The 14,747-nt window shown below is 38.0% G+C and carries 11 protein-coding genes, 1 rRNA gene and 1 pseudogene; 3 read left to right on the top strand and 10 right to left on the bottom strand.

Annotated elements, in window-relative coordinates; translation table 11 throughout:
• Positions 1-278: 278 nt before the first annotated feature.
• Both HUW50_RS12095 and HUW50_RS12090 read right to left on the bottom strand, forming a co-directional pair.
• Positions 279-1,828: ribosomal RNA gene (locus HUW50_RS12095) — 16S ribosomal RNA — on the bottom strand.
• A gap of 265 nt (positions 1,829-2,093) precedes the next feature.
• A complete protein-coding gene (locus HUW50_RS12090) occupies positions 2,094-2,966 on the bottom strand; it encodes a nucleotidyltransferase-like protein (protein ID WP_066336082.1) in 873 nt (290 codons plus the stop codon).
• Between the two features lie 264 nt (positions 2,967-3,230).
• Here HUW50_RS12090 and HUW50_RS12085 point away from each other — a divergent pair, with 264 nt between their 5' ends.
• Complete coding sequence (locus tag HUW50_RS12085) at positions 3,231-3,590, top strand: YgzB family protein (protein ID WP_066336079.1); 360 nt, start codon at positions 3,231-3,233, stop codon at positions 3,588-3,590.
• Between the two features lie 211 nt (positions 3,591-3,801).
• Here HUW50_RS12085 and perR read toward each other — a convergent pair whose 3' ends face one another.
• The 7 genes and pseudogenes from perR to HUW50_RS12050 form a co-directional block, all read right to left on the bottom strand.
• Positions 3,802-4,239: a peroxide-responsive transcriptional repressor PerR gene (gene perR, locus HUW50_RS12080; RefSeq protein ID WP_066336074.1), complete on the bottom strand. Its 438-nt coding sequence runs from the start codon at positions 4,237-4,239 to the stop codon at positions 3,802-3,804.
• Positions 4,240-4,665: 426 nt separating this feature from the next.
• Positions 4,666-5,774: pseudogene (locus HUW50_RS12075) on the bottom strand (aminopeptidase).
• Between the two features lie 16 nt (positions 5,775-5,790).
• Positions 5,791-6,258, bottom strand: a complete 468-nt coding sequence (gene bcp / locus HUW50_RS12070; RefSeq protein WP_066336068.1) for a thioredoxin-dependent thiol peroxidase — start codon at positions 6,256-6,258, stop codon at positions 5,791-5,793.
• 67 nt (positions 6,259-6,325) lie between these two features.
• Positions 6,326-6,727 carry an ion channel gene (locus HUW50_RS12065; RefSeq protein ID WP_185653946.1) on the bottom strand — a complete coding sequence of 134 codons (402 nt, stop codon included), beginning with the start codon at positions 6,725-6,727 and terminating at the stop codon, positions 6,326-6,328.
• Between the two features lie 373 nt (positions 6,728-7,100).
• The gene (locus HUW50_RS12060; RefSeq protein WP_066336066.1) at positions 7,101-7,886 is read right to left on the bottom strand and encodes an ABC transporter permease; all 786 of its coding nucleotides are present in this window, start codon (positions 7,884-7,886) and stop codon (positions 7,101-7,103) included.
• Positions 7,887-7,890: 4 nt separating this feature from the next.
• Positions 7,891-8,682, bottom strand: a complete 792-nt coding sequence (locus tag HUW50_RS12055) for an ABC transporter permease (RefSeq protein ID WP_066336064.1) — start codon at positions 8,680-8,682, stop codon at positions 7,891-7,893.
• A gap of 8 nt (positions 8,683-8,690) precedes the next feature.
• The gene (locus tag HUW50_RS12050) at positions 8,691-9,707 is read right to left on the bottom strand and encodes an ABC transporter ATP-binding protein (protein ID WP_066336058.1); all 1,017 of its coding nucleotides are present in this window, start codon (positions 9,705-9,707) and stop codon (positions 8,691-8,693) included.
• Positions 9,708-9,869: 162 nt separating this feature from the next.
• Between HUW50_RS12050 and HUW50_RS12045 the strand changes: the two genes are divergently transcribed.
• On the top strand, positions 9,870-11,159 hold the full coding sequence (locus tag HUW50_RS12045; RefSeq protein ID WP_066336056.1) for a glutamate-1-semialdehyde 2,1-aminomutase: 1,290 nt from the start codon (positions 9,870-9,872) through the stop codon (positions 11,157-11,159).
• Between the two features lie 556 nt (positions 11,160-11,715).
• Complete coding sequence (locus HUW50_RS12040; protein ID WP_066336053.1) at positions 11,716-12,783, top strand: FUSC family protein; 1,068 nt, start codon at positions 11,716-11,718, stop codon at positions 12,781-12,783.
• A gap of 134 nt (positions 12,784-12,917) precedes the next feature.
• On the opposite strand, the gene HUW50_RS12035 is transcribed toward HUW50_RS12040, so the two are convergent.
• A complete protein-coding gene (locus tag HUW50_RS12035; protein WP_066336044.1) occupies positions 12,918-14,660 on the bottom strand; it encodes an ABC transporter ATP-binding protein in 1,743 nt (580 codons plus the stop codon).
• Between the last annotated feature and the right edge of the window lie 87 nt (positions 14,661-14,747).

Below are 14,747 nucleotides of genomic sequence, written 5' to 3'. Positions count from 1 at the left end.
TCGACCACTCGTCGCCTCGAACTTATCGCTTCTCCTTCGTCTCAGGATATCAGTACTTACTGAATATCCGTTAATATTACTAAGAGAATCACTAAACTAAGCGTTTAAACTCAGTGAATTACTTGAATTGTTATCGTTATCTAGTTTTCAAGGAACATAAAGCACAGGATGTGCAAATGCTAGATGCATTTAAACTCCTATGTCTTTTCTTACATATTGAAAGATCAGTATGATCTCTCAAAACTAAACAAAAACCAAGTGTGCCTCATTTTCCTTAGAAAGGAGGTGATCCAGCCGCACCTTCCGATACGGCTACCTTGTTACGACTTCACCCCAATCATCTGTCCCACCTTAGGCGGCTGGCTCCTTACGGTTACCCCACCGACTTCGGGTGTTACAAACTCTCGTGGTGTGACGGGCGGTGTGTACAAGGCCCGGGAACGTATTCACCGCGGCATGCTGATCCGCGATTACTAGCGATTCCAGCTTCATGCAGGCGAGTTGCAGCCTGCAATCCGAACTGAGAATGGTTTTATGGGATTGGCTTGACCTCGCGGTCTTGCAGCCCTTTGTACCATCCATTGTAGCACGTGTGTAGCCCAGGTCATAAGGGGCATGATGATTTGACGTCATCCCCACCTTCCTCCGGTTTGTCACCGGCAGTCACCTTAGAGTGCCCAACTAAATGCTGGCAACTAAGATCAAGGGTTGCGCTCGTTGCGGGACTTAACCCAACATCTCACGACACGAGCTGACGACAACCATGCACCACCTGTCACCACTGTCCCCGAAGGGAAAGGTATATCTCTATACCGGGCAGTGGGATGTCAAGACCTGGTAAGGTTCTTCGCGTTGCTTCGAATTAAACCACATGCTCCACCGCTTGTGCGGGCCCCCGTCAATTCCTTTGAGTTTCAGTCTTGCGACCGTACTCCCCAGGCGGAGTGCTTAATGCGTTTGCTGCAGCACTAAAGGGCGGAAACCCTCTAACACTTAGCACTCATCGTTTACGGCGTGGACTACCAGGGTATCTAATCCTGTTCGCTCCCCACGCTTTCGTACCTCAGCGTCAGTTACAGACCAGAGAGTCGCCTTCGCCACTGGTGTTCCTCCACATCTCTACGCATTTCACCGCTACACGTGGAATTCCACTCTCCTCTTCTGTACTCAAGTTCCCCAGTTTCCAATGACCCTCCACGGTTGAGCCGTGGGCTTTCACATCAGACTTAAGAAACCGCCTGCGTACGCTTTACGCCCAATAATTCCGGACAACGCTTGCCACCTACGTATTACCGCGGCTGCTGGCACGTAGTTAGCCGTGGCTTTCTGGTTAGGTACCGTCAAGGTACCAGCAGTTACTCTGGTACTTGTTCTTCCCTAACAACAGAACTTTACGACCCGAAGGCCTTCATCGTTCACGCGGCGTTGCTCCGTCAGACTTTCGTCCATTGCGGAAGATTCCCTACTGCTGCCTCCCGTAGGAGTCTGGGCCGTGTCTCAGTCCCAGTGTGGCCGATCACCCTCTCAGGTCGGCTACGCATCGTTGCCTTGGTGAGCCGTTACCTCACCAACTAGCTAATGCGCCGCGGGTCCATCTGTAAGTGATAGCCGAAACCATCTTTCAATTCTGAACCATGCGGTTCAAAATGTTATCCGGTATTAGCTCCGGTTTCCCGGAGTTATCCCAATCTTACAGGCAGGTTACCCACGTGTTACTCACCCGTCCGCCGCTAACCTCTGGGAGCAAGCTCCCATCGATTCGCTCGACTTGCATGTATTAGGCACGCCGCCAGCGTTCGTCCTGAGCCAGGATCAAACTCTCCAATAAAGTGTTTGATATAGCTCATAAATTTGTACTATATAGTACGTTGTTTTGTTAATTAAAATTAACGTTGGCACGCTTGGTTTTGTTTAGTTTTCAAAGATCATTGTGTTGTCATTTCGTCTAGAAGCGACTTTATAAATATAACATTTTCGTTTTTCTCTGTCAACAACTTTTTAAAATCTTTTTAAGTTGAAACTGAGATGAGAGCCGCTGTTTACCTTTTCGGTAGCAGCGACGTTTACTAATATATCATCTCGAAAAAACTAAGTCAATACTTTTTCGCAACAAAATATGAACGATGAAAAACCTCTTTACCTTTTGTTTCAATTCGTTCTATTGAAACATAGTTTTTTTCAACTAAGAATTCTAATAGAACACTAAGATCTACAGAGTAATACTTTAGTTCCGGGTGATGGTATAACTCATTATAATACCACGATTCCTTTTCTGACATTATCGTCAGGATATGTGCTGCACCAACTTCTGTTTTAGAATGAATTAAGAAGTCACTTGCTAAAAACAAAAGCTCTAATCTCTTCTCTAACGATTCATCACTTTCTACTAATTCTTTATAAAGCTTATAAATTTGTGGTTCGATATGTTTTACTTGGTTCCATACTGTCACTTCAGGATAATATCCCCGATCAATGACTTCTAGTCTTGCTAAATGATGAAGGGCGTGAACAATATGGTTATAAGCATCTAATAGCTGCTTAGATTCAAAAAATACCTTTCCTTCTAAATATCTTCGAATTAATTTTCCATATTCAATCCCAATTTTCAGTTTGCGCTCTGAAAAGGGGAAGGTTCGCAAGCGATCAATAAGCCCTATTATGTATTCATTTCTATCAAATAGTATTTTCCCATTTAAAACCCAATCAACAATCCTTCTATTTGTTCCTAATAAAATGGATTCATTTAATTCATCTTTTGTCATGACTGTTAAAGATGCCTTTTTATCTTCATATTCATAATGTTTCACAAATGATGACTGATCTGAGTCATTTACAATTACTAACAAAGCAACATCTAAGTTATCTGTTAAAGGAGAAGTTTGATTTCTTTTTTCTATCATGATGATTGCTAATGTATTTGAGTGACTTGCTCTTTCTTGATATATAGGACGGAGAATATTTTCCATCATGATTCCTCCATTATATGGGCTATATTATTGTTTCTACATATAAAAGCAAAAACCCTTTTCAAAATTGCACGATAAAAATTGCCCAATGTCGAAAGTTTTGGTTTTTATTATACGATCCTTAAAATTTAACTCCTGATAGTATAAAGTAAGATCAACATATAAAACAATCATTAAACACTTATGGAAGTTTTATTAGGAAAATTAGTTAACAATTTATCTAAAATTCATCATGTGCTATATTAAACAAAGGAGGTTTATGTTATGGCGCGTAAATATAGTAGTAAAATAAATAAAATAAGAACTTTTGCCCTTAGCTTAGTCTTTGTAGGTTTTATAATTATGTATTTAGGTATTTTCTTCCGTACGAATATGTGGGTAATGACGATTTTCATGCTGTTGGGAATGCTTTCGATCATCGCTAGTACAGTTGTTTACTTTTGGATTGGAATGCTTTCAACAAAAGCTGTTCAAGTTATTTGTCCATCATGTGGAAAGCCGACAAAAATACTTGGCCGTGTTGATATGTGTATGTATTGTAAAGAACCTTTAACATTGGACAAGGATTTAGAAGGCAAGGAGTTTGACGAGGATTATAATCGTAAAAAGATGAAGACCAAATAGAAAAGAGGCTGACTCACAACTAAGTTCCCTCCAAAATTCATTTATACAGTATTCATTTGTTATGATGCTATATATCGAATTAGAGGGGGCTGTCCATAAGTGAGTCACCCTCTTTTTTTATTTTAGCCGTATTTTGCTCCAAAATTATAAAAACATCACAACAGAAAAAAATTTCACAAAAAAACAAGCTCTGGTTTAAACCTGAGCTTGTTTAATGAGTTTCTTTCTTTTCACAATTGCTGCACAATCCGTATATTTCCATACGGTGATGACTTACATTAAATCCTGTTACATGTGCAGCCAACGCCTCAACCTCATCAAGTCCGGGGTAATGAAAATCAACAATCTTACCACAATTTTCACAAATACAATGATAGTGATCAGACGTGACAAAATCGAACCGACTTGATGCATCGCCATACGTTAATTCCTTTACAAGTCCAACTTCACGAAATACCCTTAAATTGTTGTAAACAGTAGCAACACTCATATTAGGGAATTTCCCTTCTAATGCTTTATATATATCATCGGCTGTAGGATGTGTCATGGAATCGACTAAGAATTCAAGTATAGCATGACGTTGAGGTGTTATTCGAACTCCTGTTTGCTTCAATGTTTCTAACGCATCTTTTAATTGATGTTCAGACATCCGCCATGCACCTCACCTTAATAAATATTATTACTTTATAATGTTTATAAATAGTGTACATTGTGACTAAGACTTTTGTCAAACGTTCTTTATTAGTCATTCATTAACTAGTAGTAATATCACTCTTCAATATTAAGAATAACGGAAAAAATAGAGAAACCTGACTACCACAGCCATAATCTATGGTGACAGTTACTCCCCGTTTACAGTAGGTAGTACTTATCAATATTGTTTACTTTTCACAAATATTCATGCGATCATTATCTTTTATGTAACTTAACCACTTTTTCACACAAAAAAGAGTGCGGAACTCGTGTCCGCACTTAGTCCGGCGCTAACATTTGAGGAGGTAATGCCTTCCCTATAGATTACGCTTTAATTATCAAATTGGCTGGACGTTTGCCTTGCTTTTAAAAAATAGGCAGCCTATTTTAGGTTTTCCTGATTTAAGCTTTCAAGCTCTGGTAGGACAAACTTTCCATCTTTTCGTATTAGAACATCGTCAAAATAAATTTCTCCCCCGCCATATTCGGGTCTTTGTATTAGAACCATATCCCAATGGACAGCAGATTTATTCCCATTGTCAGCTTCCTCATATGCTTCACCTGTGTGAAATGTAGACTGCCACAGATTTTTTCATCAAATAAAATATCTCCCATAGGCTCTTCAATATGAGGATTAAACCCGATTGCAAATTCACCTATATATCTCGAACCTTCATCTGTATCTAGGATTTCATTTAACTTATCCGTGTTATCCGAAGTTGCTTCAGTGATTTTCCCGTTTTCAAAGGTTAATTTCACATTTCGGAAAGTTGTTCCATGATATGGACATGGTGTATTAAAAAGAATCGTTCCATTTACTGAATCTTTAATAGGAGCCGTGAAAATCTCCCCGTCTGGAACATTTGCTTCCCCTGTACAAGGTATGACAGGTATATCCTTAATGGAAAAACGCAAGTCAGTTCCAGGACTTACTAAACGTACTTGGTCTGTTTTCTCCATCAACCTTTTAAGAGGAGCAACTGCATTTGCCATTTTTTCATAGTCTACAGTACACACAGCAAATAAATAATCCTCGAATTCCCTTGTACTCATACCTGCCTTTTGAGCTAGCCCCTTTGTAGGGTAATTGAGCAAAACCCATTTTCGATTATTAACATAAAACTCAGAAACCGGCTTCATGATCTCACCACGTAATCGGTGCATTTCCTTAGGAATCCCAGCCATCTCTGCATCATTCTCTTCACCGATGATGACAATCACCGCATCAACATCTTTATACACCTGCATTTGCCAATTTGCTTGTGTTTCCAGTTGAGCCCGTTTGTAGTTTTTCGCTAAATGGAGATTAATTTCATCATCAAAAAGCTCTACATAAGGAAAGGCTCCCATCGAATAAGCTTGGTCAATTAACTCTGTAATAAGTGGCTTCGTAATTATAGACCCACGAATCAAGACTTTTTCTGCTTTTTTCACTTTGACAGAATGCGTTAATAAAACGGATGCTAACTTCTTAACTCTTTCGTCTCTCATCTATTCACCTTCTAAATTATGATATTTCCTTTATGTACTGAAGAGCTTCTTGGACATGATCCTTCACTTTTACCTTTCTCCATTCCTTAATTAAAGTGCCCTCAGGATCAATAATAAACGTGGACCTTTCAATCCCCATGTATTCTTTTCCAAAATTCTTCTTTAACTTCCATACACCAAATGCTTCTGCTAATATATGCTCATCATCTACCAATAATTGGAATGGCAGATCGTGTTTTTCTTTAAACTTTTGGTGTTTCTCCTTAGGATCAGGACTAACGCCTAGAATTACAGCATTAACATCTGCAAAGCTTTGATGTTGATCCCTAAAATCACAAGCTTCAGTTGTACAACCTGGGGTCATATCCTTTGGATAAAAGTATAGAACGATATATTTCCCTCTAAAATCAGCTAATCTCGTTTTTTCACCATTATCAGCAACTAATTCAATATCTGGTGCACTATTGCCAACATCAATTGTCATTGTTTTACCCTCCAATAAATATCTAATTAAACTAAGCCTAACCAACTTTAGCCTATCGTACAACTATTTACTGTTTTTCAATTCCAATCACCGTTCGCGCCAGAAATACCGCTGGAAGGATATAACCAATTAAAGCCTCAAATACTGCAAGAAATCGTCCAATTCCGATCGGCACAACATCACCGTAGCCTACTGAAAATAAAGTAACAGCACTAAAATAGAGCGAGGTAACAAGCTTATCAAAGTAATCTCCTGAGATAGGGGCTCCTGATTCAATTAATACATGCAGATTACTTTGAATGAAAATTAGATATATCATGCCGAAGCCGATAAGGAGAGATAAATAGAGATATGTAATCAAAATAACTGTTTCAAAAGATAGAAAGTTTTTCTGAAAACAAGCAACTACAACACTTTTAAAGCTCATGAAAATACAAACTACGATGAATACACAAAATAATAGTTCCAAATCAACCCCCACCCAACTGATACTGCTTTGTACAATATATACAAGCATGGAGGCTGATATGATATTCAAATGACTTTTGAACCTACTAAAAAAGTAAGGCTCTTTTCTAAAAGATTGTTGTTTTTGAACAAAACTGATTAGGTTTATTGGAACGGATATGCGAGACTCCTGTGGGAGTAGCGGGACAGATGAGACCCCGCAGGCGCTCGCGCTGAGGAGGCTCATCGCCCGCCCCAAGGAAAGCGAGCATCCTGGAGTGCCAATCAACCAACCCAATACTATTTTAAAAGCAACAAGATTTGCGAAAACAGCCAAAAGTAAAAAGAAGAACCAGGCTTCTTCCCTAGCTCTCCTTAAGATTCAATTCCACACCCTAATTCCCTGCTCCTCGATATCTTTTCACACCTGAATTCCATAGGAAGACCGATAATACAAAGAAACCTACACCCATTACTGGAGTTAAAAACGAGTAAACATACCATTCTTCTTTCTCTAGAAAGAATGCAGCCGGATATACGCCAACAAATGCAAACGGCAAAATCCACGTTAAGACAAAGCGAATCACTGAATTATATATATCAACTGGATAGCGCCCATAATTACCAATGTTATACATCATAGGCATTAAAGAGGTTCTGGCATCTGACCAAAAGCCAATACTGGCTAACGAGACGAAAATACCTGCATAAACAAGAGCACCACTAATGACAAATACAAAAAATAAGATAAAATCATACCATTGAAAAGTTAAATCTAATTGAATTGAGGCATACCCCATAATCAAGATTCCTGTTATTGCACCGAACAACGATTCGAGCTCCATCCGTTCTAAGATCACTTGGAACAGACTATGAATCGGTCTCGTTAAAATTCTATCCATTTCCCCCTTTACAATATAACGTTCATTAAAATCCCAAATATTAAAGAATGCCCCAAACACAGCGAATGGCACTAAGAAAAAACCATAAATAAAAATAATCTCATCACGTGACCAACCACTTAAAAATTGTGTATGCCCAAAAACAACAAGTATAAAAACAAGATTTGTTACTTGAAAAAGCATATCAGATAGAAGCTCTACAACCATATCTGCCCGATATTGCATTCTTGTTTTCATATATTGTCCGATATATTGAGTAAACATTGAAAAATAGAACATACCCTCACCCCCCCTGTATAATCATTCGTTTTTTCGCTAAGACCCACAGCAGTTGGATTGGAATGAGTAATACAATTGCCCAAAAACCTTGTAACAGAAGGGCTTGAAGCACTTCATTCCCTTTCATTCCCTCTGTAAAAATCATACTTGGAATATAACTAATTGCTTGGAAAGGAAAATACTTCATAACGTCTTGAGCCCACATTGGATAAAAGCTAATTGGCAGGAGGAGACCAGAAAACAAATCGATAATCACTCGTTTCGCCCTCATGAGACCATCATTATTAAATAAGAAAAATGTCAGCATGCCTGTAACCAAGTTAATTTGGGTATTAATAATAAAACTAAATAATAACGAAAATGCAAAAATAAACCACGTTGTCCCGTTTGAAGAAAACTCCATCGGGAACACCAGTCCGACAATAACCAATCCTGGAACAGAGAAAAACACTAAACGAAAGATACCTTCTCCAAATGCCTGCATTGTCTTCATCCCTAAATAGTTATAGGGTCTAATCAATTCAACAGCCACTTTACCTTCTTTAATCTCTAGTGCTATTTCACGATCAATATTATTAAAATAAAACGCTCTTGCCATCCATGAAACGGCCACATATGTTGTCATTTGAAGCGCAGACAAGCCTTCAATAGATTCTTTCCCACCATAAATAGCTGTCCATAAAAAATAATAAGCACCGATGTTAATACTATAAATTAAGATTCCGCTATAATAATTTGTTCGATATGCAAGCATCATTAAAAAACGAATCCTAATCATTTCTAAATATTTATCCATATTTCACCTCAGCTAGTTAATGCCTCTCCCTTTTCATAAATGTTTCGAATGACTTCTTCTGTGGAGATTTCCGTAACACTTAAATCCGTAATTTGATGAGCACCCACTACCCGACTAATTAGTTCAGACATTTGAGCTTCCTTATCACTTACAAGTGCAGTCCATTCATTCAATTTATCACCTTTTTGCCAAAAAACTTCAATATCAGCTGTTAAAAATGATAGCTGGTTTTCAACTACTGCTTCCGCGAATTGGAATTGAATTTGTTTTCCCTCTCCCCAGTGAGATCTTAATTCCTCTAATGCTCCATCATAGATAACCTTTCCTTCATCAAGCATTACAACGCGTTCACAAAGTGCCTCAATATCTGATAAGTCATGAGTAGTTAAAAGAATTGTTGTTTTGTATTTTTCATTCATCTCTTTTAAAAACTGACGAATCTTCAATTTCACTAAAACATCTAGCCCAATTGTCGGCTCATCAAGGAATAATAATGGTGGATTGTGAATAAGGGCCGCAGCAAGCTCACATCTCATTCTTTGTCCCAAAGACAGCTTCCTTACAGGCTTATCTAACAATGGTCCTATATCTAACGTGGTGATTACATGCTCCATATGCTCGTTATAATCTGCATCAGACACCTTATATACCTTTTTTAATAAACGAAATGATTCTTGTACCGCAATATCCCACCATAATTGAGAACGTTGACCGAAAACAACACCAATTGATTGAACAAACCGCTCTCGTTCTTTATGCGGATTCATCCCATTGACAAGAACCTCCCCTGAAGTTGGTGTTAAAATTCCAGTCAGCATTTTTATTGAGGTAGATTTCCCAGCACCATTCTCACCGATATACCCAACCATTTCCCCCTGCTTAACCGTAAACGAAACATCATTTACAGCTGGAATTGTTTTATATTGACGATTTAATAAATCGCGAAAAGCACCTTTTAAACCTTGACGACTAGAGTACGATTTAAATTCTTTGCGTAATTTTTTCACTTCAATAATGTTTGTCATTTTTTATCCCTCCATCTTTCACCACAACGAATAGTTTAACGAAACTTTAGGATTACAACAAATGCTATGTCTTTTCTATTAGGAGAAAATTAATAATTTTTTAAGGAATAAGCATTCATGATAAAATAAATTTTGATATTAGATACATACTAGGAGGCTATCATGCAATTTACAAGATCGAATGAATTACACGAAGAAGCATTACAACATATAGTTGGCGGGGTAAATTCCCCTTCACGTTCTTATAAAGCGGTTGGCGGCGGTTCACCAGTCGTAATGGAAAGGGCTAATGGAGCCTATTTTTGGGATGTCGATGGCAACAAATATATTGATTATTTAGCAGCATATGGTCCAATCATTACAGGACATGCTCATCCTCATATTACAAATGCAATCCAAAAGGCCGCCGAGAGTGGCGTGTTATACGGAACTCCAACTCCACATGAGGTTACATTCGCAAAAATGCTTAAGGAAGCGATGCCTGCTTTAGATAAGGTTCGTTTCGTTAATTCCGGAACAGAGGCTGTCATGACAACAATTCGTGTGGCAAGAGCTTACACTGGTCGTGACAAAATCATTAAATTTGCAGGCTGTTACCACGGACATTCAGACCTAGTCCTAGTTGCTGCTGGTTCTGGTCCATCAACATTAGGTACCCCAGACTCTGCAGGTGTTCCAAAAAGCATCGCCCAAGAAGTCATCACTGTCCCTTTTAATGAAATTGAACCATTAAAAGAAGCATTAGAAAAATGGGGAGACCAAGTAGCTGCAATATTGGTGGAACCGATTGTTGGTAACTTTGGAATCGTCGAACCAAAGCCTGGCTTTTTAGAAAAAGTGAATGAATTGGTACATGATGCAGGTGCACTCGTTATTTACGATGAGGTTATAACCGCTTTTCGCTTTATGTATGGCGGTGCTCAGGATCTATTAGGAGTATATCCAGATTTAACGGCATTAGGAAAGATTATTGGTGGAGGGCTCCCAATTGGAGCTTATGGTGGGAAAAAGGAAATAATGGAGACTGTTGCACCTCTAGGACCAGCATATCAGGCTGGGACAATGGCTGGTAACCCAGCATCCATTTTATCTGGAATTGCTTGCTTAGAAGTATTAAAGCAAGAGAAGGTGTACGAAAACCTCGATGAACTAGGAGCAATCCTTGAGGAAGGTATATTACAACACGCTCGTACATATAATATTCCGATAACAATTAATCGATTAAAAGGCGCATTAACGATTTACTTTACTGATGAAAAAATAACAAACTATGAACAAGCGGAAAATACAGATGGTGAAATGTTTGCCAGGTTTTTCAAACTAATGCTTCATCAAGGAATTAATCTAGCACCTTCTAAATATGAAGCATGGTTTTTAACAACTGCTCATACAAAAGAGGATTTATCAGAAACACTAAAAGCTGTGGAATACGCATTTAGCAAACTAATATAATAGATACTGTGAGCCCTCATTCATTGGGGGTTGTTTTACCTTTGAGACAAGTGTACAAAAGTACCTTGTCTTAAATTTTCACTACCTTTCTATTTTCAGAATATATTTACGTTTTAAATTTTTGTTAAAAAGGGAAATTGTACCTTGTATAAAGTAGCTAAAGCCTGTATAGTACGATATTGGTTTATAGGAAAAGCGGAAGCGCCTTGCTCAGCGACGCAGAAAAAAGAGCACTCCGTATGAGATATAGCGAGACTTATCGGACCTTTATGGGCAGTTTTCATTTACTTGCCCGTTAAGGTGGGGAAAAGCGAGACTTACATCAGTGGGTTTCTGATGGATAGCGAGACTTATCGGACCTTTATGGGCAGTTATATCAATTACTGCCCGTTAATGTGCGGCAAAGGAAACACGAAGAGCGAAGCGATTCGATGTTGACTTAGCGTATAAGGAGTGTGAAGTTCATTAGTCGCTAGGCGCTGGAGCTAGACACTAAAACTATGTACGATAGTTTAACGACTATATGATTTTAAGAAGGGAATGTCATTAAGCATACATGAAACTAGGTGCACGCATCCTAAAGACAGGGATTGCCATTACACTAGCTTTATTTTTAGCTACAGCCTTTCAGCTGCCATCTGCCGCATTTGCTGGAATCTCAGCGATTTTTGCGATACAGCCGACGATTTACCGTTCCTACTTATCGATTATTGAGCAAATCCAGGCAAATGTTATTGGTGCAGGATTAGCGATTGGTTTTGGCCTTATATTCGGCTCACACCCAATCATTATTGGTTTAACTGCCATTATTGTGATTGCAATCAATTTAAAGCTTAAGGCTGAAAACACGATTCCAGTAGCCTTAGTTACGGTTATTGCGATATTAGAAAGCCCAGGCGATGATTTCATTGAAGTAGCATTCGTTCGCTTTTTTACAATTTTACTAGGGGTTTTAGCTGCTTTTATTGTAAATTTAGTATTTATTCCACCAAAATATGAAACAAAGCTTTATATGAGAATCACAGAAAATACAGAGGATATTATTAAATGGATTCGAATTAATCTTCGCCAGGCATCAGAACATAATGTCTTAAAGGATGAAATCGTAAAGCTTAAAGAACACATGATAAAGCTCGATCAACTCTACTTGAATTATAAAGAGGAACGAAATTATTTTAAACGAGAATCATATGCAAAATCTAGAAAGCTCGTTCTCTTTAGACAGATGATTGTAACAACAAATCGTGCACTTGAAACACTAAAGAAGCTTCATCGCTTAGAGAATGAACTTCATCAAATGCCAGAAAACTTTCAAAAAGTGTTAATAAGTGAATTAGATTACTTACTTTATGTTCACGAAGAATCCCTGTTACGTTTTATCGGGAAAATTAAAACCCAACCTCCATCCGAACCGATGAGGGAAAATAAGTTTAATAAACAACAGCTTACTGAAGTGTTCATGGAATTTTATAAAAAGCAAGATTCATCCTGCTTTTATCACCTATTACCACTAGTATCGGCAATCATCGATTATAGTGAACAGCTTGAGCACTTAGATACGTTAATTAGTAGCTTCCAAAGCTTTCATAAAGAAGATAATGAAGTAAAGATTACGGAGGAATAAGGCTGGCATTTGCTAGCCTTATTTTTTTAGATCTTTTATTCTGATACTTTCCCAAAGGATAGCAAACAACCGTAATAATGCTGGTATAAAAAAAGCTATACCCACTTCATCTAAAAGTGAATATAGCATTGATTTCAGTCTAATTGTTGTATTTGAAATAACTTAAAATACTGACCTTGTTTTTCCATTAACTCTTGGTGTGTTCCTTGCTCAACAACTTTACCATCCTCAATCAAAACAATTTTGTTGGCATGTGTAATCGTTGACAGTCGATGAGCAACAATAAAGGTAGTACGATCCTTTGCTAGGTTTTCCAGTGCTTCCTGTATTAAATGCTCGCTTTCTAAATCTAAAGCTGAGGTTGCTTCATCCAAAATAAGGATTGGCGGGTTTTTCAAAAACACCCTCGCAATAGAAACCCTTTGCTTTTGTCCTCCTGAAAGCTTAACTCCTCGTTCTCCAACCTTTGTATCATAACCATTTGGTAATTTTAGAATAAAGTCATGTGCGTTTGCCGCTTTTGCTGCATGAATTACTTCTTCTTCGGTTGCATCTGGTTTCCCAATTAAGATGTTTTCTCGAACTGTATTACTAAATAAAAACGTATCCTGTAGGACCATACCGATTTGTCCACGTAAGCTTTGTGCTTGATAATCACGAATATCGATATCATCTAATAGAATTCTTCCGTCTGTCACATCATAAAAACGAGGAAGTAAACTAACAAGTGTAGATTTCCCGCCACCACTCATTCCTACAAGTGCGACTGTTTCCCCTCGTTTTACTCGAAGAGAAAGATCTTCTATAATAAGCTCTTCGTTTTCTTGGTAGCGAAAAGAAATGTTTTGAAATTCAACCTCTCCCCTTACATTACTTGCTACTACTGCATTCGGCTTATCAACAACCTCATAAGGAACATCAATAAACTCAAATACACGATCCATAGAGGCAAAGGCCTGTGTTAGTGTTGTTGAAGAATTAATTAATCTACGAAGTGGATTATATAGCTGTTCGATATAAGCAATAAACGCAACCATTGTACCAATTGAAAGCTGTCCATGAATCACCTGGTAGCCTGCATAGCTGATCACTACAAGTGGTGCAATATCTGTCAGCGTATTAACAATCGCAAAAGTTCGAGCATTCCAACTCGTATGATCTAAAGCACTTGTAAGAAAATTTGAATTTTCTTTCGCAAACTGTTTCTGCTCAAATTCCTCTGTAGCAAAGCTTCGAATAACAGGCATACCCTGAACACGCTCATGTAAGTGTCCTTGAACCTCTGCAAGTGCCTGTGATCGAACTCTTGTTAAATGACGAAGTTTTCCATAAAAGTACTTCACAGACAATCCGTAAAATGGAAATAAAACGATTGACACTAGTGTTAGCTTTACATCCATAGTCAACATAATCCCTATTGCGATTACAATCGTAACAACATCAAGCCAGACATTCATTAACCCAGTTATAACGAAATTCTTTGTTTGCTCAACATCATTTATTACACGTGAGATAATTTCTCCCCCTCGTGTATTTGCATAATAACGTAAACTCAATTTTTGTAAATGCGTGAATAACTGGTCACGAATATCATATAAAATTTTACTTCCTACCCATTGCGCATAATATTGACGGAAATATTCAATTGGCGGACGAATAACAACAAATAAGACAAACATGCCGCCCATAATAGTCAGTAAGGTTTTTGTCTTCTCATCAGCAGAACCTGTCCCACCAATAATGTCATCAACTACATATTTTATTAGTAAAGGCAAAAGAAGTGGGATTGAAAATTTAATGACACCAATAATAATTGTTCCCACAATCTGAAGCCTATAAGGCTTTACAAAAGCCATATACCGCTTTACAGACCCCAAGTTAACCCCTCGTTTCTCTCTATAAACGTTACTTACTATTTTTCCTTCTTATTTTATATAGATTCTGTTAAAGCTCACTATTGATTT

This window comes from Metabacillus sp. KUDC1714, from assembly GCF_014217835.1.
In the GTDB taxonomy this organism is placed as follows: domain Bacteria; phylum Bacillota; class Bacilli; order Bacillales; family Bacillaceae; genus Metabacillus; species Metabacillus rhizosphaerae.
Note: the sequence above shows the minus strand (reverse complement) of the source record. Positions and strands in the feature narration are given on the sequence as shown.

What these genes read in the sequence shown, in the direction of transcription:
- HUW50_RS12045 (WP_066336056.1), top strand. Translation starts at nt 9,870, where the DNA reads ATGCAATTTACAAGATCGAATGAATTACACGAAGAAGCATTACAACAT.
- HUW50_RS12060 (WP_066336066.1), bottom strand. Translation starts at nt 7,886, where the DNA reads ATGTTCTATTTTTCAATGTTTACTCAATATATCGGACAATATATGAAA.
- HUW50_RS12050 (WP_066336058.1), bottom strand. Translation starts at nt 9,707, where the DNA reads ATGACAAACATTATTGAAGTGAAAAAATTACGCAAAGAATTTAAATCG.
- perR (WP_066336074.1), bottom strand. Translation starts at nt 4,239, where the DNA reads ATGTCTGAACATCAATTAAAAGATGCGTTAGAAACATTGAAGCAAACA.
- HUW50_RS12085 (WP_066336079.1), top strand. Translation starts at nt 3,231, where the DNA reads ATGGCGCGTAAATATAGTAGTAAAATAAATAAAATAAGAACTTTTGCC.
- bcp (WP_066336068.1), bottom strand. Translation starts at nt 6,258, where the DNA reads ATGACAATTGATGTTGGCAATAGTGCACCAGATATTGAATTAGTTGCT.
- HUW50_RS12040 (WP_066336053.1), top strand. Translation starts at nt 11,716, where the DNA reads ATGAAACTAGGTGCACGCATCCTAAAGACAGGGATTGCCATTACACTA.
- HUW50_RS12055 (WP_066336064.1), bottom strand. Translation starts at nt 8,682, where the DNA reads ATGGATAAATATTTAGAAATGATTAGGATTCGTTTTTTAATGATGCTT.
- HUW50_RS12090 (WP_066336082.1), bottom strand. Translation starts at nt 2,966, where the DNA reads ATGGAAAATATTCTCCGTCCTATATATCAAGAAAGAGCAAGTCACTCA.